The following is an 18,811-nucleotide window of genomic DNA, read 5'->3' as shown; positions in this document are numbered from 1 at the left end:
TATGGTTAAAAAAACGAAACAAATAGACCCAACCTCTGACGACAGTCCTATTGAAACTGTCGAAAATGTTAATGATGAAAAGTTGCAAAAAGTTCTGGCACGAGCCGGTTTGGGATCGCGACGTGAAATGGAGCGCGCCATTGTTGCCGGCGAAGTAACGGTCAATGGCAAACCTGCATCCCTCGGCGACCGGGTCAGTGCTGATGATGTTCTGACCTATCAAGGCAAAGCGGTAAGGGCCAAAACCGAGGTCAGTCGCCGGCGTGTGATTTTGTATAACAAGCCCGAAGGGGAAATATGCTCGCGCAACGACCCGCAAGGTCGTCGCACGGTTTACGACGCCTTGCCGAGATTGTCAGGGGAGCGCTGGATTTCGGTGGGTAGGCTCGATTTCAATACCAGTGGCTTGTTGCTGTTCACCAACGATGGCGATTTGGCGAACAAACTAATGCATCCGTCATCGGTTATTGACCGTGAATACCTAGTTCGTATTCAAGGTGACGTCGACGACAGCATGAAGCGTCGGCTGATTGATGGTGTGCTTTTGGATGATGGCGTTGCACGTTTTACCGATATTGTCGACGGGGCAGGTGAATCGCGCAACCGTTGGTTTTATTGCGTGGTGATGGAGGGCCGTAACCGGGAGGTGCGTCGCTTGTGGGAGTCACAAGGCGTGCGGGTAAGTCGATTAAAACGAGTGCGTTACGGAAATATTTTTATTCCCTCTCATGTGCGCGTTGGCCAGTGGTTAGAATTGAACGGCAAGGAAATTGCCGATTTATGTATGACTGCCGATATACAGCCGCAAAAGCGCTCTAAATCTGATGACCCCGATTTGAAGCGTCAGCGCGAACGGCAGGAAAAGCGGTTGCGAGCGGGTAAGGGGCGCAGGCCAGACAAAAAGCGCCCGCACAGTAGTAAACCCAAGCCTAAACCAAAAGCTTAGACTTTGGCGGTATTGTCCAGGTAGATTTGCGCCGGCTCGCAGCAACTTCTGTTGCGGCCCTGGCGCTTGGCATCGTATAGCGCCCGGTCTGCACGTTCTAGGACTAAATTAAGTTCTTCTCGCGCATCTACGCATGAGCTTACACCCAAGCTAATGGTGGGTTGAATTGTTTTATCCGCAACACGAATATGCAGTTTTTCCACTGCCCGGCGCAATCTTTCTGCTGTAATCAGTCCTCCCGCAGCTCCGGTAGCACTCAGTAGCAAAGCGAATTCTTCGCCACCATACCGAAAAGTCATATCTGTGCCACGGCTAACGTCTTCGACAGTGGCTGCCACTTGTATTAGTACTTCGTCGCCTCGGCTGTGGCCGTATTCATCATTGATTCCCTTGAAGTGATCAATATCCAGCATAATCAGGGCAAACGCTTTGCCGTTGCGCTGTAGCAGTTGATGCTCACGTTCAAGTGCTGCGCTCAGAGCGCTGCGGTTCCCAACTTTAGTCAGTGGGTCAATCAGCGCCATTTTCATCGCTTGCTGATATTTTTTGGCGTTGTTTAACGGGAAGGCCAGGGACGCAAGCAGAGTCTCTAAAATGAGTTGTTGGCTTTCAGTAAACCGGCTTTTACGATAGAAAGTAATTTCACCTAAGTCGCTATCGGGCAGGCTCAAGGTGTAATGGCAGCGGTGTAATGAACGCTGCCCAATACGGACCACCTTATCTAATTCGGAACTCTCGTACGTAAGACCTTGATAGCTGACGAGTTGTTGCGAGTGCTTGTAGAACACTGACAGCAGCTCCTGCGCATCCAAGCTAATTTGTAACGCGTGGGCCAATCGGGTTCGCACCTCAAGCAGGGCTGAATTGGCGAGCTGGTCGCTCATCAGTTCAGAGGCTAGTGCTTCTGAGCCAATACCTGTCGATAAGTCTGGCATAGTTGTTCCGCTCTTCGTCGGTGAGTGAGCCACTGAATTCCGGTAAGTGGCGAATCATACGAGTGCTTCAGCGAATTACATGCCAATCGTGCGAGGTTTGTATTAAGTGTATATAAAACAGTGGGTTACGATATTTAATTTGAAGTTGCAAACACGTCAGGTCAAAAACTTGACTCAGGTAAGCGGCAAATGAGGAAAGTCTTTGCCGCCAGTCAAAAGCTTGGCGTTAGCCGTTTTGGACATCTGTTGGATGACTTTTAGGTAAGTTTATGCGTACACACAAGCCCGCGTCGGGGAGGTTTCGGGCCTCTATTTTGCCGCCATGCAGCGCTACTGTGCGTTGGGCTATCGCCAGTCCCAACCCGTATCCACCGCTTTCCCGGTCTCGTGCCTGATCGGTGCGATAGAATGGATGAAAAATGTCCGCCAACTGGTCATCCGCTACACCCGGCCCGGTATCGTGAATTTCAATTTGATAGTGATCGCCGCAGTCGCATAGCTCGGTATGGATGTCACCCCCATTGGGTGTATAGCGCAACGCGTTGCGCAAGACGTTGTCGAATACTCCAACCAGCATATTCCCGTGCGTTGCCACCAGGGCTTCATGCAGTTCGTTGTGGAGTGTTAAGTTCACTGACTGCTGTTCAGCATCGGCCTGCAACGCTTCGTGCAGGGCGCTGAGTAGAGCCGTTAGGTCCATGGTGTCATCCAGGGTCCAGCCACCATCGTCGAGTACGGGTATGGCTAGAATATCGGAGATCACATCGTTGAGGTAGTCGGCCGCCTGTTTGATTCTTTCCAGTTCGCGATCAACAACACCCTGGCTGCGCTGTTGCGCTAAAGCCAGTGCAACCTGCAATCTGGCCAGCGGCGTGCGCAACTCGTGTGAGACGTCTTTAATCAGACGCTTTTGTTCTGCCATGGCTTTTTCCAGGCGCTCCGCCATATGGTCAAAATCGTTGGCGAGAAAAGCAATTTCATCTCGGCGCTTGTCAAAGCGCTGGCTTATGCGAACACTCAGGTCGCCTTTGGCGATCGAGCGTGTGGCCCTTTGCAAGGTCGATAGACCGCGCGCCAAGTGGCGGGCGAGAAAGAAGCAAGCGGTGCCGCTGACCAGAATAGATGTCAGCAATAGTGGCCAGATATTATTGATAAACAGCTGCCAGACAATATCCCCGGAACTTTTCTCGCCCTCCGCTGAGGCAAGCGTAAACACTTTTACGCTTTTGCCGTCGTTTAGGGTGACGTGGCGACCCCAGGTTTTTTCCTCTCCTATGATGATTTTATCGAAGGGATGGCTGGGGTTAATTTTCGCGACCAATTTTTGTACACCCTCTGGTAAGGGTCTGCCCAGAAGATCACGGTTGCTGGAGTCGACAATGTAAAAATATCGAATGGACCATTCGGGCATGGTGCGCATATCAGCCAAAACCTGTGCCGAGTTGCGGTTAATAGCCGAGCTCACCATCTGGTAGAGAAAGCGCTGTGCAGGTTCGGACTCGCGATTATCGCGCAGGCGTTGCAAATTGTTGTCGGGATTAATGTCGCGCCAGTGCACAATGACGTTGGTGGTCACGATGATGACCGCCGTTATACACCAGAAGGTCAAAAATACCCGAAGGTAAAGACGCGTCATTGAGCGGCAGGCGCCTCGCTGGAGCGGGTAAGCATATAACCTGCACCGCGCACGTTAATAATTTGCTCTTTGCTGGCACCGGCGGCGGCCAGCTTCTTACGAATATTGCTGACATGTACGTCGATGCTGCGATCGTAAGGGGTAAGCTTGCGGCCGAGCGCCTGTTCGGTGAGTTCGTCTTTGCTAATGACTTGGCCGGCTTGGCGAACCAGGAGCTCCAGAACGCTGAATTCTGTTCCGGTGAGCGGGAGTTGATCGTTTTGCCAAAAGGCCGAACGACTGCCCAGTTGCAGTATCAGACTATCCACTTGCAGGGTGTCGGATTCAGGCTGCGCCGTTTGTGCTGTAGTGGTGCGGCGCAATATAGCGCGCAAGCGAGCCACCAGTTCACGCGGATCGCAGGGCTTGGGCAAGTAGTCGTCGGCGCCTATTTCCAGACCAATGACCCTGTCGATGGTGTCTCCCTTCGCTGTCAGCATAATCACAGGCGTGTGCTGCTGGCCGAGCTCTGGGCTTTGCCGAAGTCGTTTTAGGACATCAAAGCCGCTGTGCTGAGGTAGCATGACATCCAGAATCATGGCCTTATATTGATTTTCCATGGCCATTTCCAGCGCCTGGCCACCATCATAGGCGGCACTGACGCTAAAACCTTCTGCGGTCAGGTACTCTTGCAGCAGCTCGGACAACTCCCTGTCATCATCTATCAGTAGAATATCGGCCATGTTTACCCCTTATTTTTACGTGTAACCCCCGGCAGGTCGACCCGGTGCCGCGCAAGTTTGCATCAGTCATAGCCTTCTGTCATGGCTTGCGAGCTCGCTTAACCTAACTTAACCGGCACGGGAGCTCTTGCGCTCGCCCGCTGCAGCTGGGAAAATCCGCCCAGACTTTATTGCCCTTGGCTTTCCTACTTGGCGAATGTACCTCGTTTTAGTATACGTAGGCCAGAGGGTAATGGATAAGACCTATGTAACCAGAGGGTGTTCAGTAGTGGCCAGTGTTGGGCTTTTTTACGGCAGTGATGAGGGTAACACCGAGTTTATCGCCCAGAGGATTCAAAAACGCTTAGGGGCAGATGTTGTTGATGTCTATGACATCGCCGATGTGACACAAATGGAATTCACTCAATATGACACTCTTATTTTGGGTATTCCCACCTGGGATTTCGGCCAAATACAGTCAGATTGGGAAGAGTTCTGGGAAGATTTAGGGGATATTGATTTTAGTGATAAAACCATAGCCTTGTTTGGTTTGGGCGATCAGTTTGGCTACGGAGATTATTTTCTCGACGCCATGGGCATGATGCACGATGTTATTGCCGCTTCTGCCCCCAAGCGCGTGGGCTACTGGTCGACCGACGGTTATGAGTTTGAAGCTTCAAAAGCGTTGCGTGACGGGCAGTTTGTCGGCCTCGCTATTGACGAAGATCAACAGGAAAACTTAACGGCCGGGCGCCTTGATCGCTGGTGTGAGCAAATACACCGGGAAATGAGACTCGCTACGCCGCTCTCTCTAGGGGACTAGCTCAAAGGCATCAGGCCTCGGCGAGAAAGACCGCCCTAATCGGACCTGGGTGTCCCTCTTTGGTGAGGCTCGGGTTGTTCTCGTCAAGAAAGTCACTCAATGAATGATAGCGCATCCACTCGGTACTGCGCTGTTCGTCGGTGGTGGTAGGGCATACGTCTACTGTTCTGGCATTGCGGAACCCACATTTTGTGAGCCAGCTGAGCAGTGTCGGAACACTGGGTAAAAACCAGACATTGTTCATCATCGCATAGCGCCCGGGCGGCACCAGAACCTCACCTTCGCGGCCCTCAATGACCAGAGTCTCCAGCACCAGTTGCCCACCCGGGCGAAGTGTGGCCTTTAGTTCGCGCAAATGATCCATCGGTGAGCGCCGGTGATAAAATACCCCCATGGAAAAAGTAGTATCGAATGCCATAAGATCAGAGGGTAGGGCCTCTATACCTAATGGCAATACATCGACGGCGAGTTGCTGTCCCAATAAGCGTTTAATCATCGCAAATTGCACTACGAATCGCGGTGACGGGTCGATACCGATAACGCGCAGGGCGCCTGCGCCGAGCATACGCCAGCAGTGGTAGCCGTTACCGCAGCCTACATCGAGAACGAGCCGGTTAGTCATGGGCGCTATCGCATGTTTAATACGGTCCCATTTCCAATCTGAACGCCATTCTGTGTCGAGCTCGATGCCGTGCAGCTGATAGGGGCCTTTGCGCCAGGGGATGAGCGCTTGCAGGGAGTCGAGCAGTCGCCGGGAAGTGGCATCGTCCAGTGTTGATTGCACGCTTACTCCGTTGAGCAAGTCGACCTTGTCAGGGCAAATGTCGGGCATATTTTGCAGTGCGTCAAACCACCCTGGCAAGTCGCCAAAGCGCTGCGTGCTCAGTCCTTGCTCCGTTTGATCGGGCAGCTGAGCGGCCCACCGGGCCAGTTTGGGATGCTCGGTAAGAAAGCTGTATAGGTTTTGATAGTCAATCATTTAATGGCAATCAGTGAGGCAAAATTTAAGCATTGGAACCAGACATCGACACTGGCAAAGCCGGCATTTCGCAAACGCTGGCGATGAGTGTTAAGAGACTCGGGGATCAGTACATTATCTATTGCCGCGCGCTTCTGCGCAATTTCTAAGTCACTGTAACCATTGGCGCGTTTAAACTGGTGGTGCAGGTCGGTCATGAGTTGCTGGTGAGGCTCGTCTGCAAAGGCTACCTTTTCCGACAAAATCAGCACGCCACCTGTATTCAACCCTTTGGCAATATTGGCGAGCAAGGTGTCGCGCTCTGCCTGAGCAATAAACTGTAAGGTGAAGTTGAGTACCACCATGGAGGCGTTATCGACATCGATACTCTGAATCAAAGCCTCACGCAATGTTACCGGAACCTCCTCGTGACTGTCGGCCGCGATAACCTGCTGCGCTCTGGATATCATTGCTGAGGAGTTGTCCACCGCGATAATTTGAGTGTTGGCGGCGCGGATGTTGTGCCGCATCGCTAGTGTCGCTGCACCCAATGAGCAACCCAAATCGTAGCAGCGGCTGTCGCTTGTCACGTAACGCTCCGCCAGAGTGCCGATCATGGATAATATCGTTGCATAGCCCGGAACCGAACGTTTGATCATGTCGGGGAACACGTCGACGACCTGTTGATCAAAGCTAAAGCTACTAACATCGGCGAGGGGGTTGGCGTAGAGCGTATCTCGGGAGTCGGTCATAGTGGTGAAGCCAGCGCTGTAGGTGATTGATTGACTTGCCGTGGATGGAAAAATGCGAGAAAACGCCGGCATTTTAGCTGTGCAGGCTCCGAGTCTCAATCTATTGCGGTATCAGAATGACAAAGTGTAACTTATTTGTCATTAAATCGTTTGATAATCCCGCCTTATGTCGTACTTACCTTTAATGTCCGTACTCGCAACACAGGATGACGCTGTGGCTAAATGTATGCGGGACAAGCTCCAGACCGTTATAGATTCCAACCAGTTGTATGCGGTTTTCCAGCCAATAGTCAACATAATAAATGGCCGAATTTTGGGTTACGAGTCATTGATTCGGGGCCCACAAGGTACGGAGTTGGCGACGCCCAATCAACTGTTCGCGGCAGCGGCAAGTGAAGGGCAGTTAGCGCGGCTTGAGTACGCCTGTCGAGAAGCTTCGTGTCACAGTTTTATGGCTCAACAGCTTCCCGGCAAACTGTTTTTGAATATGACACCCTTGGCTTTTACCGACAGTAAATATCGCGACGGTGTCACCATGGCGATATTGCGCAAACTTAAGCTAGACCCTGAGCGGGTGGTGTTTGAGCTTACGGAGAAGCAGCCCATGGAGGAATACGAGCTGCTTACCAATGCCTGTGAACATTTTCAGCGGCAGGGCTTTGCGGTTGCTATTGATGATCTGGGAGCGGGGTACGCAGGGCTTCGTATTTGGAGTGAGTTAAACCCTGATTATGTCAAAATTGACCGACACTTTATCAGTGGTATCGACGCCAGTGCCGTCAAAAGAGAGTTTGTTCGCTTTATGCTCGACATAGCGCAACGCATTGGTAATAAAGTGATCGCTGAAGGTATTGAAACAGAATCTGAATTTAAAACCCTGGTGGCCATGGGGGTTGAATACTTCCAAGGCTACTATATTGCCCGGCCAGCCCAAGAGCCAATTGTAGCTACGCCTGCGCATGTTTTAGCGGCACGAAAGCTGGCTATGCCCGTATCGCGCGATATGTTTCAGCATACGTTACGTGAAGTGACGGTTGCTCAGGATTCCATTTTGCCGAGTGTCACGGCCGGCGAGGTGGTCAATAAATTTCGCTCAGATGTACGTTTAACATGTCTACCAGTGGTTTCTGCTAGCGGTGAAGCGCTCGGCATGATCAGTCGCTCTGAACTTTTAAATACTTTTTCCTGGCGTTACTCCTACGAGCTGCATGCTAATAAGCCGGTATCCGGGTTTATCAGTAGCCGCTCCATTCTAATGGATATCAACAGTGATTTGCATTCGGCCGGGCGACTGGTGACAGAAGATCCGGCGCAAAACTTGAGTGTTGATATCATTGTCAGTGAAGGAGAGGCGTACATCGGTGTGGCTAAGGTGCGCAATATTCTGCGCAGTATTGCCGACGAGAAGTTACGCTTGGCTCGTCACTCCAACCCTTTAAGCGCGTTGCCTGGTAATGTCCCGCTCTATGAATGGATAGACCAGTTGTTATGCCAAAAAGTCGATTTTGTCGTTGCTTATTGCGATATCAACCATTTCAAACCGTTTAACGATGCATTTGGCTATTCTTGTGGTGATGACGTCATTATTTTGCTTGGTAACTTGTTGCGCGATGTAGTCGATCAGGAGATAGACTTTATCGGTCACGTCGGTGGCGATGACTTTGTAGTGGTGTTTCGAAGTCGGGATTGGCGCGAGCGTTGTGCTCATTTATTGACTATGTTTAGTAAGACTATTGCCGAGCAAATGCCAGAGCAGCAATTGGATTATTGGACGGAGGATCGCAATGGCAACCGCAGGCGCTTTGGCCCGCTGGAAATTGCCATCGGCTGTGTGCACCCCGATCCAGAGCGTTGTCTGACTCACCACCATGTGGCTATGCTGCTGGCCGATGCCAAGCACCGGGCCAAGTCCATGGGGGGGCAGCATGTCTTTCTGTCGCGGCGTAGGGCGCCTGAAACAATCAGTACCTAAGGAGCCTCTGCGCGTGTCCAACACGCTCAGTACGTAGGGCGTTTTTTACAGGTAGTGGCCGTCGCCCAGGGCAAGAAAAACAGCGCGACATAGGGAGTGCTTTGGTCGCGCCCATCGGGGCTTATAGAGTTTTCCGATCTCTGTGATGGCTCACCTCACCGTGCGGCCTGCACGCTTTCCGTTCGCCGCCTTGAGCTCAAAAACTCGGTAAGCCAGAGGCCTCTGGAGACTGGATCAAGAGGTTCCCTTATAGTCCTCACTATCAATTGGCCGTTATTCAGTAAAAATGTGATGTTTTACCGCATATCCTGGTGCCAGATTTTCCCTGTTCGTAATTAATGCGCTATGCTGAGGCGAAATGAGGCTACAGGCGGCACATAGGCGACACATAAATGACCCCAGCTGGATTTGAGCACAAGCGCATACTGGTGGTGGATGATTTTGAGAACTTCCGCACGACCATCACGCGTATGCTGCAAGAGTTCGGTGCTCATACGGTTGATGCTGCGGTCAATGGCAAAGACGCCGTTAGTCGGTGTCGGGCCTCTCAGTACGATTTGGTACTCTGTGACTATAATTTAGGCCCCGGTAAAAGTGGCCAGCAAGTGCTGGAGCAATTGCGGCACGATAAACTTCTTACGAACAGCGCGCTGTTCGTCCTCATTTCGGCTGAGTCCAGTAAAAGCATTGTTATGGCGGCTTACGATTATGAGCCCGATGCCTACCTCACCAAACCTATAACGGCAAAAAACCTACAGCAACGTCTTGAGAGACTGTTTCGCCAATGTTTTGAGATGCGCGACATCTACAAAGCTATGGATGCTGATAATATCAACGGTGCTATTGCGTGCTGTCGAGATGTGATTGGACGAGAAAGTCGCGCCCGCCCGCTGGCGCAGAAGCTGTTGGGGCGCCTGCTGTTGCGCAGCGAGCAATTTGATGCGGCTGAGAAAGTCTATCGGCAAGTGCTGCAGGGGCGCGAGCTGGATTGGGCGCAGGTGGGTTTAGCCGCCGCAAAAAAAGGACAAGGTGATTGGGTGAGCGCGCAGCAGTGGGCGGAGCAGGCGCTCAATAATAACCGCATGTTTATGCCAGCTTATGATTTGCTGTCTGAAATACAGGGCGCGCGCGATGACAGTATGGCGCAACAACAAACTATTGCGCAGGCGGTGGAAATATCTCCTATGTCGCTTACGCGCCAGCAAAAATTGGGGCAATTGGCCTACGACAATCACGATGCGGCTTTAGCCACTCAGGCGTTTAAGAGCAGTGTCAAATTGGGAGAGCATTCATGCTATGACCGGCAGGATGTGCATTTGCAGTTTGTACGCTCTTGCGCTGAGCTGGCGCGAACTGATCCCGACGCCGCGAAGCCTTATGCCAGAGACGTTAGTAGGACGCTAGCGGATTTTGAGCAACGCTTTGGCAACAAAAATAACGAGCGAGTGTCGGTCCGCTCGACCGCCTGTATGTATTACGCTGCAACTGGCGAGACTGATACCGCGGCGAAACTGCTTGAACAGCTGATGGAGCAAAGTGAAACAGTCGATGTGGATTTACCGGTAAAACTCGATTGGATTGTGGCTGCGGAAAGCTTGGGGAAACAGCAGTTACATGACCAACTGGTTAAAGATGTTTTGACAAGCTATGAGGGCAACGAAAAGGCGCTTGAGGCTATCGATCGCGTATTGGAAAATCCAGCGAGCGAGAAGAATCGCAAACGAGTTGCACAGGTCAATAAGCAAGGTATAGCCTGCTACGAGAAAGCCGATTATACCGGCGCCGTAGAATGTTTTACCCGGGCTGCTAAAGAGTTTCCTAAACATATTGGGATTGAGTTGAACCTTTTGCAGGCGCTTATTGGTTCCTTGACTCAGGGGGGAGGGAACTCGCATCAACTAGAACAGGCGAATAGTGTCGCCAAGCGCTTGGCCGTTTCTGTTTCAAGTGAGCACCCCCAGGCGGCAAGGCTGCTTCAGCTCAACGCGAAACTGACACAGGCAGCTCAACAATTTCAGGGTAAGGAGAATTAATGATGACTGACGATGCTTTGCCCGTAGACTTCTCATTTGTCCTGGCTTCCAGCGTTCACGATATGAAAAACTCGGTGGGTATGCTGTTGCAGACAATCGAAGAACTTTCCGCGTCCACGTCGCCAGACAATTATGATCAAGCCAAACAATTGTCGGTATTAGGGTATGAGGCAGCGCGAATTAACGGCGAACTCATTCAGTTGCTGGCGCTGTACCGCGTTCAAAATCAACGTATGTTGGTCCAGCTCGAAGAGTGTTATATCGACGATGTCATTCACGATCAGCTGGCCCGCAACGACATTTTATTTCGGTCGCGCAACATTCTGGTGGATGTAGATTGTAGTGAAGACATCTGTTGGTATGTGGATTCGGAGCTTTTGGGCGGTGTGGTGAATAATGTCCTGGTCAATGCGGCGCGCTATTGCGAAAGCCACATTAAGATCGCCGCCTGGATTGAGTGTGACGAATTGCATTTGGCGGTTGCCGATGATGGTCGCGGTTACCCGGAGTTTATGTTGGCGAGCCCTAATGCCGCGCGCGATAGCGTATCTTTTAGTGATGGAAGTACTAACCTCGGCCTGTTGTTTGCGCGTGAAATAGCCAATTTACACCGCCGTGGAGATCGCCATGGGCGAATCGCTCTAAAGAATGCCGGGCTTTTGAAGGGGGGGCAAATTGAAGTTATATTGCCTTAGTTCAGGTCTGCAAATGCGTAAGAGGGAGCATGCATGGGGTTTTTCAACAACCTGCTAGTTGTCAACCGCGGAAGTGTGACACGCCTGCCTTGCAAACACCGCAGGGCTGATGCATCATTTACTTACGCATTTATGTCTTGAGCAAGGGAAACCTCAATGCTGAAAATCCGCTTTAAAAACAAAAAATACAGTGCGGTATGGCTGGTAGAACCAAGTATCGGGGTTGGGCGTGCAAGAACCAATGAACTGGTGGTGAGCGCTCCCAACGTTGCTGAAAAGCACTTCGTCATCGAGGTTAATCACGAGCAGCTTGAGTTGGTTAACTTAGTTCCTGCGGCAGCCCCAAGCGTCAATGGTCAGGAAGTCGTTGAGCGTTGTGCCCTCAACGCGCGAGATGTTATCTCTTTGGCGGGGATCGAACTCGAAATTATCGACCCTAAGGACGATTCTGTAAAACCTGAGCCAGCGAAGGCCAAGCAAAATACCAGTCCCAGAAACCCAGCCACCACAGGTTGGGCACTCAAAGCCAATCATACAGCCCTAGGGAATAGGGTTTATCCCCTCAAGCTTGAAAATATAGTCGGTCGAGCCAGTGAATGTGATGTGTCCCTGGCCGCTGCTCACTTGTCGCGCCGTCATGCTCGCCTCGACGTCAAAGATGGGGTCTTGTACGTGCAGGATCTCGGCTCTGCAAATGGCACCTATCTCAACGGTAAGCCGGTTACCGAGGCTCGGGTAAAGCGTGGCGATGAGCTGCGGTTCGACACCCTGAGCTTTGGTGTTATTGGCCCGGCTGATGACATGGCAAAAACGACAGTCCGCAGCGCGGATAAACCCCGTGCTGCGCGCAGTGCCGCAGCGCGCCCTGCTGGTAAGGCAAGCCCGGTGAGTTCTGAGGTACCGAAAAATACACAGGGTGAGGCCTCAGATAAGCAGCAAAGTCATACCAGGCCCCGATATGCCACCGCAGGCATGGGCGTTTTGGTGGTATTGACGGTTGTGGTGGTGGCAGCGCTGTTTTTAACCAGAGGTTAGTTGATCGTCCTTATAGCTTTAGGGCTTTGAGCTATGCTCTGTTAGCGTGATTCGGTCTTAGAAAGACCTCAAGGTTTACCGATTTCTGCCGCAAGCGGGGAATAGCGTAATACGTTGAGGTGTACCCATGATTTCTTCACATTCACCCGGTTTGTCGTCGCTGACTCCCACAACGCTGAGCTCGGCTCAACGACCCGAACCGCAAGATCCCCAGCAACTGCTTAGTCAAAGTGCGCAAAAGCACATTGAAGGTAAAGCCCCCCGCGGTTTTCAGCCCCTCACCGCAGAGCAGGCTGCGAATAACATCCTAGGCTTTATCGAGCGCCAGCTTGAGCGCGACGTCGTCGCTGGTGCTACTCAGGATGAGCTGCAGTCCCGGCTTGAGGCAGGTCTGGCGGGCTTCAAAAAAGGTTTCAACGAGGCTAAGGAAAAACTCGATGCTCTCGGTATGCTCAATGATCAGGTATCTAAGGATATCGGAGAGACCTATCAGCGGGTTACTGATGGCATTGATGATTTTGCCGCGCGTTACGGCCTGACTGAGGCCGAGCCTGCCGAGGAATTTGCAGTGCCGGCGCTGGGGCAGGTGACTCAGGCAAACTACGAGTACGCCTCGGCTCAGAGTTTTAGTTTCGAGCTGCTGACGGCTGAGGGGGATAAAGTCACCATTCAGGCCAGCGCCAGTCGTGGCGAAAGTGCCAGCTTTGAAAATAGCAGCGGTAGCGCGAGCTATTCATACGCCTCGGTTGCAAGCAGTCAATATCAACTCACGGTGCAGGGCGACCTGAATGACCAGGAGCAAGCGGCAATCGACGAATTGTTGGGGCAGGTCAATCAACTGGCGGATGAGTTTTTCACCGGTGACTTGCAGACGGCGTTCGACTACGCCAGTGACCTAGGCTATGACGCCGAACAGATAAGCGGATTTGCATTGAACTTGACTCGGGTAGAGATTCAGCGAGCCAGTGTTGCCTATCAGCCGCAAGCCAGTGAGCAGGACTTGTCGAGTAAGCTGAAGCCTATCGGTGATTTCCTGCAAGACCTGAACGGCGCAGTTGACGACGCCTCAGGCTTCGCTCAGCCACAAAATTTATTGCTGTCGATGATTGAGTCGATGTATGGCGATGAAACGGTTCCGGGCAACCGAGATGGGCAAAGGTTTGTCGATTTTATTGGCCAGTTTTTAGCACCTGAGCCAAGTGAACAGGCTGCTGAAAGTGACCAAACTGCGACAGAAGACCCACAAGCTGCGGTGTAAAAGCTATTCCAGGCACTGAATTATTTTGAGTGATGACTTACACTAGGCCGAACTGTTGTTTGGCCTGGTTGGTCTGCTATGAAAACGCTTATTTTTTTTACGACGACGGGTTGCCACTTGTGCGAACAAGCTAAGCTTGTAGTGGCCAGCTGCCCTAGTGTTCGGCTACAGGAGGTTGATATTGCCTGTGACGAGCAACTGATTGATCGCTATGGGTTGCGTATTCCAGTGCTTAGGCGCCCTGATTTAAATGAACTTAATTGGCCGTTTAGTGCCGAGGATGTAATTCAGTTCATTGGCAGTTAACGCTTTATGGCTTGATCGGTAATGTCTGAACCTCTGCCTGTATTGCCCGCTGAGTTTCGTCGACCCAGCACAGTGTCTGCAAATAGAGGGTGGACAGCGAACCCGGATCGAGGTCCTTAGTCTTGAGGTAGTCCCAGTCAATAGCATTCCATTCGCCGTGCTCATAATGGATGACTGTGCGCAAAAAATTGCCCTCCTCACCACTGTAATCTAGCAGTGCCGCCTTGAGTTCCTCGCTTAATTGTATTTCTGCCAGTACCGACTCTAGGGGCGAATCCATAAATGCGTCGAGCATGGACAGCAGGCCCGCGGTAAAAAATGTATCGCATTGACTTTCTGGCCGGGTTTGCGCGGCCATAAGCTCGCATAATTTGGCCCGAGTCAAGGCTTGAGCTGAGAGCTCGGCAGGCTTGTCACCAAGTTTGGCCATAGCCAGTAGCCCTATCCAGTTCTTGATGATTTTTAGCCCAAGCAACGTGAGTGCTTGTCGCAGAGACTCGATCGTCCGCGGTAAGCCAAATGCTGCTGAATTAACCAGGCGGAGTAGCTTAAAGCTCAGGACCGGGTCGCGCGAGATAATTTCTTCGACATCGGTAAAGGCCACATTCGCCTCATTCAGCTTGGCTAATAGCTGAAGCACCGCTTGCTTACTTTCGTTCAGTCGATGCCCTTCGATAATCGCCGGGCGTTCGAGAAAATACCCCTGAAACATGTCGCAGCCCATGGCTTTGCATTGCTCCAACATCTCAAAGGTTTCAATTTTTTCTGCCAATACCTGAATCCCGAGGTTTTTGAGCTGTTGAATATGAGTGACAAGTTGTTGTTCCGATAATGCGAGCACATCTAACTTGACAATATCTGCATAGGCGAGCAGAGGTTCGGACTCTTCGGTTATTTCAAAATCATCCAAGGCAATAGCAAAGCCGTTCTCACGCAGGGTTTTGAGACGATGCAGCAGGTTGCTGTCTATGGCCTCGCTTTCCAATACCTCGACCACCAGTTGCGAGGTGTCAAACGGTAATCGCGCGTCCATCAAATCGCCGGTAAAGTTGATAAAAGCTCTGTGTTGGCCCACGACCTTTTCTACGGAGAGCTCAGTAAACGCATTGAGGAGCACCTGTGTACTGGCGGTATTACCGTCGGTCACGGCGGCATGATTGTCTAGGCTGGCCCGATACAAAAGCTCATACGCCACAACACCCATATTGCGGTCGAAAATGGGCTGTCGAGCCAACAAAGGGTGCATCTGTGCCATAGAAAGTTCCAGTTATTGCTATGCTGGGAATGACGGGTTGACGCGGTCTCGGTCAATTCTGGTGCCATTCCCTGAGCTTCATGTTTGATTCTAGAATATATCGCGCCACTTAGGCATTATTTTACATCGCTTAACCCCGAACCCTGGTGTATGCTTAAGAACGTAATCGATTGAAATTTAGCACTATTTACCCTGAAAATTGCCCGGTGGTGCGCCCGGAGAAAATATGTCTAGTATCCTCAGTAGTGTTGATCAGCGAACTAATTTAGTCGGCGAAAACCGACTGGAGTTGCTAATTTTCAAGCTAGGTGGCTCGCAGCGGTTTGCCATCAACGTATTCAAGGTGCAGGAAGTACTGAAAATACCGGCGTTGCGACAGGTGCCTCACAGTCACCCTCACGTTTGCGGTGTCGCGCACCTACGCGGTAAAACTGTGCCGGTCATAGATCTTGGCCTGGCAATTGGTATGGGCCCCACCCAGAGCTTGGATGATGGTAACTTGATCGTCGCGGAATACAATCGCTCGATTCAGGCGTTCGCCATCGGCAGTGTGGATCGTATCGTTAACCTGAACTGGGAAGATATACTGCCACCCCCAAAGGGAGCGGGCCGGGAACATTATCTTACGGCAATTACCCGACAGGATAATGAAATTGTTGAAATCCTCGATGTGGAAAGGGTCTTGGCGGACATAATCCCCTATAACACACGTGTTTCTGAACAAGTGCTCAATGTCGATATCGCAGCGCGCGCGCGTCAGCTGGGGCTGAAAGCGTTGGTTGCGGAAGATTCTGCCACGGCTATGCATCAGGTGCGTGAAACCCTATCTGACCTCGGTATTGAAATTGTCGCAATGCAAGACGGTCTCAAGGCTTTTAATAACCTCAGGGATTTAATCGCTTCAGGTAAACGCGCCTGCGACGAATACTTATTGCTTATTACCGACGCTGAAATGCCCGAAATGGATGGCTACAGGCTGACTGCGGAGATTCGCCAGAATGCTGATCTTAAAGACCTGTTTGTGGTGATGCATACTTCACTGAGTGGAAGCTTCAACAGTGCGTTGGTAGAGAAGGTCGGCTGTAACGCTTTTTTGTCGAAGTTTGCCCCGGATGAATTGGCCGGCGTTGTGCAAAAAAGGTTGCAGGAGTATTTGGATACCTTGCCGGAGTAGTCTGCTAATGTGCTGAACCAATTTATTCGTCACAAGTAGTGGCCGTGTTATACGGCCACTACTTTTTTATGGGTTACAGTGAGTTAGCGGCTTCAAGATCGCGAATAAATGGTCGCTTGTCGCCCAGCCGGTAACCATAGATAACGGAGTAGGCCAGGACATTCTGCACATAGCCCCGTGTCTCCCGGTAGGGGATCGTTTCGATCCAAATATCGTAAGGTACACGGGTATTTTCGTCGCGATTTAGCCATTGTTTCACCCGGTAGGGGCCCGCGTTATAGGCAGCCGCTGCGAGAATTCTGTTGCCGCCAAATTGTTCCATCAGCTGGTTCAAATATCGTCCGCCCAGAGCAATGTTGGTTTGCGGGTTCAGCAAATCGTGATTAGAGACCCTCATCCCCGCCCGCGAGGCGGTTTGCTTGGCTGTTGATGGCAGCAATTGCATCAGACCTAGAGCCCCAGCCGAAGAGCGCGCGTCCGGTGTGAAAGCGCTTTCCTGACGAGCGATAGCAAACAGCAGGTGCGGCTCAAGTGTCGTGTCTTTAGCCGTGGACTCAACGTGCTCTTGATACGCGAGAGGGAAGCGTGTGCCCAGATCATCCCAGTAGCTAACCTGAATCATGGCTTGAATGCCGTTGCGGTGCCAGCCCCAGCTCTCAGCCAGTTTGCCGGCCGCGACGATTTCGGGCTCGCTCATGCGTTGAGTCGTGTGGTACCACTCGCGTCGGGCGTTGAGGTTGTCGCCGATAATCAACAGCTCTCGGGCGCGTTGTATGGCAGGATTACTGGCGACCAGATCACGCAGCGGCCCGGATACCTCCAGCGGTTTATCCAGTAGCTGGTATTCCTGCTGCAAAATATCGGACGCCAGAAACCCATAGAATGACCGTGTGCCTGCCACTTCACTGTAAATGTCCCGCGCTTTCGCAACGGCCTCTTCGGTACCTGTTTGGGCCAGTGCACGTGCGCTCCAGTAGCGCCAACGCTCCGATTGTTGTGTCGCTTCGGGTAGGGCTGCTATCCACTTAGCGACACCTTGCCAGTCCTGATTGCGCAGTGCATCGCGTACCAAAGATTCAATGACGCTCTCGGTATTGAGGGCCGGGCTGCTGGCGAGCAGTGCGTGAGTTTCCGCCGTGTGCCCCTGGCGCAACAAGCGGACTGCGATGTAACGCTGCGTTGTGAGTCGGTCCTCATCGTTAAAAAGTTGTTGCGCGTCGTAGCGATGCCAAAGATCAATGGCCAATTTAGAGTCGCGCAGCGATAAGCGTTGCAAACCATGCAATATCAATGATTGCATACGATCGCTCTGCTCACTGAAACGGCTCATTTGTTTGAGCAGTTTAGGATTGCGGTCGACCTGGTAGTACAGGTCAGCGAGCTCTTTAACCGGGGCCGACATTTGCCGCGAGACGTAACGTGCCAGTGAGCGCTGGCGGGCCTGCATTGTCTTCTCAAAGCGTTGCCAGGCAATATCGTCGCTCAGGTAGCCGGCATCTTGCCAAGCTGCGAAAAGCGGATCGCAAGCCTTATGCTGAGATTTTCCCACGTTCCAGAGATCGACCACCTCGTCAAATGCGGTTTGATCGCTGGTGATAACGCGCGCCCTTAGCTGATAGCACTTGAGTTCTGATGTGGAGTTGTCAGCTCGGTAATATTTTAAGACATTTTGCCACTGGCGACGCTCGGCGAGTTTTTCCACCCAGGCGCGCTCAAGCTTCTCGGCCAGATACGAGTCGGGGTAATCAGCCAAAAACTGGTCAATTTCGTTAGCCCCCACTCGCGATAAACGCCGACGAATGTAGCGGTACTCCAGATAAGGCAAGAGCGGATAGTGCTCCAAACCGACCGCTAACTTGCGGTAGTCCGTGTAGCGACTTGCGCTGAGCGCTTGTTGGGCTTGATCGTAGAGTTTGCGCTGTTCCGATTTGTCGGCAATCGCGCTCGGTGGCGCCGCGACCTGGCCGGCTGCAAATGTCGCAGAGAATGATAGGCCGAGCAGCATCCCCAGAGAGATTGCTCCGGCAACTTTGCCCCAATGACAGATCCGTGGGCGGTTTGAAAATCCTGAGTTGATTCGCCGCATTGTTATACCTCTGACCTGATACCTCGGTGGCCTTTTACCACGGGTGTCGCTGCGTCAACGTCTGGATAAGTGGTCGGCCTTAAACCGAACGCTTATTCTTGTTATGGTGATTCTGGCCTGTGCTGTATATCGGCTGAAGCGTTAAAAGCTTCAGCCTGATCCCAGGCGCTTACTACCCCGACTCGGAGTGATACTTAAATCAAGCTGTCTGCCGAAGAGGAATAGGGTATCATGCTGCCACTTTTT

Annotated in this window: 16 protein-coding genes; 9 read left to right on the top strand and 7 right to left on the bottom strand. The window is 51.9% G+C overall.

What is annotated here, in order from left to right:
• Position 1 precedes the first annotated feature (1 nt).
• Entirely contained in the window at positions 2-946 is a 945-nt protein-coding gene (rluB, locus tag QWI17_RS11265; protein ID WP_302722606.1) for a 23S rRNA pseudouridine(2605) synthase RluB, read from the top strand.
• Here the strand turns inward: rluB and QWI17_RS11260 are convergent.
• The 3 genes from QWI17_RS11260 to QWI17_RS11250 all read right to left on the bottom strand — a co-directional run bounded on the left by QWI17_RS11260 (position 943) and on the right by QWI17_RS11250 (position 4,239).
• Positions 943-1,881, bottom strand: a complete 939-nt coding sequence (locus tag QWI17_RS11260; protein WP_302722605.1) for a GGDEF domain-containing protein — start codon at positions 1,879-1,881, stop codon at positions 943-945. The two genes, rluB and QWI17_RS11260, sit on opposite strands and share 4 nt — an antisense overlap.
• 226 nt (positions 1,882-2,107) lie before the next feature.
• Positions 2,108-3,517: an ATP-binding protein gene (locus QWI17_RS11255; RefSeq protein ID WP_302722604.1), complete on the bottom strand. Its 1,410-nt coding sequence runs from the start codon at positions 3,515-3,517 to the stop codon at positions 2,108-2,110.
• Entirely contained in the window at positions 3,514-4,239 is a 726-nt protein-coding gene (locus QWI17_RS11250; RefSeq protein ID WP_302722603.1) for a response regulator transcription factor, read from the bottom strand. The genes QWI17_RS11255 and QWI17_RS11250 overlap by 4 nt, the downstream gene beginning before the upstream one ends.
• A 268-nt stretch (positions 4,240-4,507) precedes the next feature.
• On the opposite strand from QWI17_RS11250, the gene QWI17_RS11245 reads away from it, so the two are divergent.
• Positions 4,508-5,041, top strand: coding sequence for a flavodoxin (locus QWI17_RS11245; RefSeq protein WP_368045341.1), 534 nt, complete (start codon positions 4,508-4,510; stop codon positions 5,039-5,041).
• Between the two features lie 10 nt (positions 5,042-5,051).
• Here QWI17_RS11245 and cmoB read toward each other — a convergent pair whose 3' ends face one another.
• Together cmoB and cmoA are read right to left on the bottom strand one after the other, a co-directional pair.
• A complete protein-coding gene (cmoB, locus tag QWI17_RS11240) occupies positions 5,052-6,020 on the bottom strand; it encodes a tRNA 5-methoxyuridine(34)/uridine 5-oxyacetic acid(34) synthase CmoB (RefSeq protein ID WP_302722601.1) in 969 nt (322 codons plus the stop codon).
• Positions 6,017-6,751: a carboxy-S-adenosyl-L-methionine synthase CmoA gene (gene cmoA, locus QWI17_RS11235; RefSeq protein WP_302722600.1), complete on the bottom strand. Its 735-nt coding sequence runs from the start codon at positions 6,749-6,751 to the stop codon at positions 6,017-6,019. The genes cmoB and cmoA overlap by 4 nt, the downstream gene beginning before the upstream one ends.
• Positions 6,752-6,965: 214 nt before the next feature.
• On the opposite strand from cmoA, the gene QWI17_RS11230 reads away from it, so the two are divergent.
• The 6 genes from QWI17_RS11230 to QWI17_RS11205 all read left to right on the top strand — a co-directional run bounded on the left by QWI17_RS11230 (position 6,966) and on the right by QWI17_RS11205 (position 14,050).
• Positions 6,966-8,723 (top strand): bifunctional diguanylate cyclase/phosphodiesterase, encoded by a 1,758-nt coding sequence (locus QWI17_RS11230; RefSeq protein ID WP_302722599.1) that lies wholly within the window; start codon positions 6,966-6,968, stop codon positions 8,721-8,723.
• Between the two features lie 392 nt (positions 8,724-9,115).
• Entirely contained in the window at positions 9,116-10,756 is a 1,641-nt protein-coding gene (locus QWI17_RS11225) for a tetratricopeptide repeat-containing response regulator (RefSeq protein WP_302722598.1), read from the top strand.
• Entirely contained in the window at positions 10,756-11,451 is a 696-nt protein-coding gene (locus tag QWI17_RS11220; protein WP_302722597.1) for a sensor histidine kinase, read from the top strand. The genes QWI17_RS11225 and QWI17_RS11220 overlap by 1 nt, the downstream gene beginning before the upstream one ends.
• A 156-nt stretch (positions 11,452-11,607) precedes the next feature.
• Positions 11,608-12,486, top strand: coding sequence for an FHA domain-containing protein (locus QWI17_RS11215; protein ID WP_302722596.1), 879 nt, complete (start codon positions 11,608-11,610; stop codon positions 12,484-12,486).
• 127 nt (positions 12,487-12,613) lie between these two features.
• Positions 12,614-13,744: a DUF5610 domain-containing protein gene (locus tag QWI17_RS11210; protein ID WP_302722595.1), complete on the top strand. Its 1,131-nt coding sequence runs from the start codon at positions 12,614-12,616 to the stop codon at positions 13,742-13,744.
• Positions 13,745-13,822: 78 nt separating this feature from the next.
• Positions 13,823-14,050, top strand: a complete 228-nt coding sequence (locus tag QWI17_RS11205) for a glutaredoxin family protein (protein ID WP_302722594.1) — start codon at positions 13,823-13,825, stop codon at positions 14,048-14,050.
• Positions 14,051-14,054: 4 nt separating this feature from the next.
• On the opposite strand, the gene QWI17_RS11200 is transcribed toward QWI17_RS11205, so the two are convergent.
• On the bottom strand, positions 14,055-15,305 hold the full coding sequence (locus QWI17_RS11200) for an EAL and HDOD domain-containing protein (protein WP_302722593.1): 1,251 nt from the start codon (positions 15,303-15,305) through the stop codon (positions 14,055-14,057).
• 226 nt (positions 15,306-15,531) lie between these two features.
• Between QWI17_RS11200 and QWI17_RS11195 the strand changes: the two genes are divergently transcribed.
• Positions 15,532-16,479, top strand: coding sequence for a chemotaxis protein (locus QWI17_RS11195; protein ID WP_302722592.1), 948 nt, complete (start codon positions 15,532-15,534; stop codon positions 16,477-16,479).
• 73 nt (positions 16,480-16,552) lie between these two features.
• On the opposite strand, the gene QWI17_RS11190 is transcribed toward QWI17_RS11195, so the two are convergent.
• Positions 16,553-18,565, bottom strand: a complete 2,013-nt coding sequence (locus QWI17_RS11190) for a transglycosylase SLT domain-containing protein (RefSeq protein WP_302722591.1) — start codon at positions 18,563-18,565, stop codon at positions 16,553-16,555.
• Between the last annotated feature and the right edge of the window lie 246 nt (positions 18,566-18,811).

The sequence above is a fragment of the Gilvimarinus gilvus genome (assembly GCF_030518155.1).
GTDB classification, from domain to species: domain Bacteria; phylum Pseudomonadota; class Gammaproteobacteria; order Pseudomonadales; family Cellvibrionaceae; genus Gilvimarinus; species Gilvimarinus gilvus.
The sequence above is the reverse complement of the archived record's forward strand: the minus strand, read 5'-3'. Positions and strand labels throughout refer to the sequence as shown.

Coding starts and splice junctions, on each gene's coding strand:
- cmoB (WP_302722601.1), bottom strand. CDS start 6,020: ATGATTGACTATCAAAACCTATACAGCTTTCTTACCGAGCATCCCAAA.
- QWI17_RS11195 (WP_302722592.1), top strand. CDS start 15,532: ATGTCTAGTATCCTCAGTAGTGTTGATCAGCGAACTAATTTAGTCGGC.
- QWI17_RS11225 (WP_302722598.1), top strand. CDS start 9,116: ATGACCCCAGCTGGATTTGAGCACAAGCGCATACTGGTGGTGGATGAT.
- QWI17_RS11255 (WP_302722604.1), bottom strand. CDS start 3,517: ATGACGCGTCTTTACCTTCGGGTATTTTTGACCTTCTGGTGTATAACG.
- QWI17_RS11205 (WP_302722594.1), top strand. CDS start 13,823: ATGAAAACGCTTATTTTTTTTACGACGACGGGTTGCCACTTGTGCGAA.
- QWI17_RS11190 (WP_302722591.1), bottom strand. CDS start 18,565: ATGCGGCGAATCAACTCAGGATTTTCAAACCGCCCACGGATCTGTCAT.
- QWI17_RS11250 (WP_302722603.1), bottom strand. CDS start 4,239: ATGGCCGATATTCTACTGATAGATGATGACAGGGAGTTGTCCGAGCTG.
- QWI17_RS11210 (WP_302722595.1), top strand. CDS start 12,614: ATGATTTCTTCACATTCACCCGGTTTGTCGTCGCTGACTCCCACAACG.
- QWI17_RS11260 (WP_302722605.1), bottom strand. CDS start 1,881: ATGCCAGACTTATCGACAGGTATTGGCTCAGAAGCACTAGCCTCTGAA.
- QWI17_RS11215 (WP_302722596.1), top strand. CDS start 11,608: ATGCTGAAAATCCGCTTTAAAAACAAAAAATACAGTGCGGTATGGCTG.
- rluB (WP_302722606.1), top strand. CDS start 2: ATGGTTAAAAAAACGAAACAAATAGACCCAACCTCTGACGACAGTCCT.
- QWI17_RS11200 (WP_302722593.1), bottom strand. CDS start 15,305: ATGGCACAGATGCACCCTTTGTTGGCTCGACAGCCCATTTTCGACCGC.
- QWI17_RS11220 (WP_302722597.1), top strand. CDS start 10,756: ATGATGACTGACGATGCTTTGCCCGTAGACTTCTCATTTGTCCTGGCT.
- cmoA (WP_302722600.1), bottom strand. CDS start 6,751: ATGACCGACTCCCGAGATACGCTCTACGCCAACCCCCTCGCCGATGTT.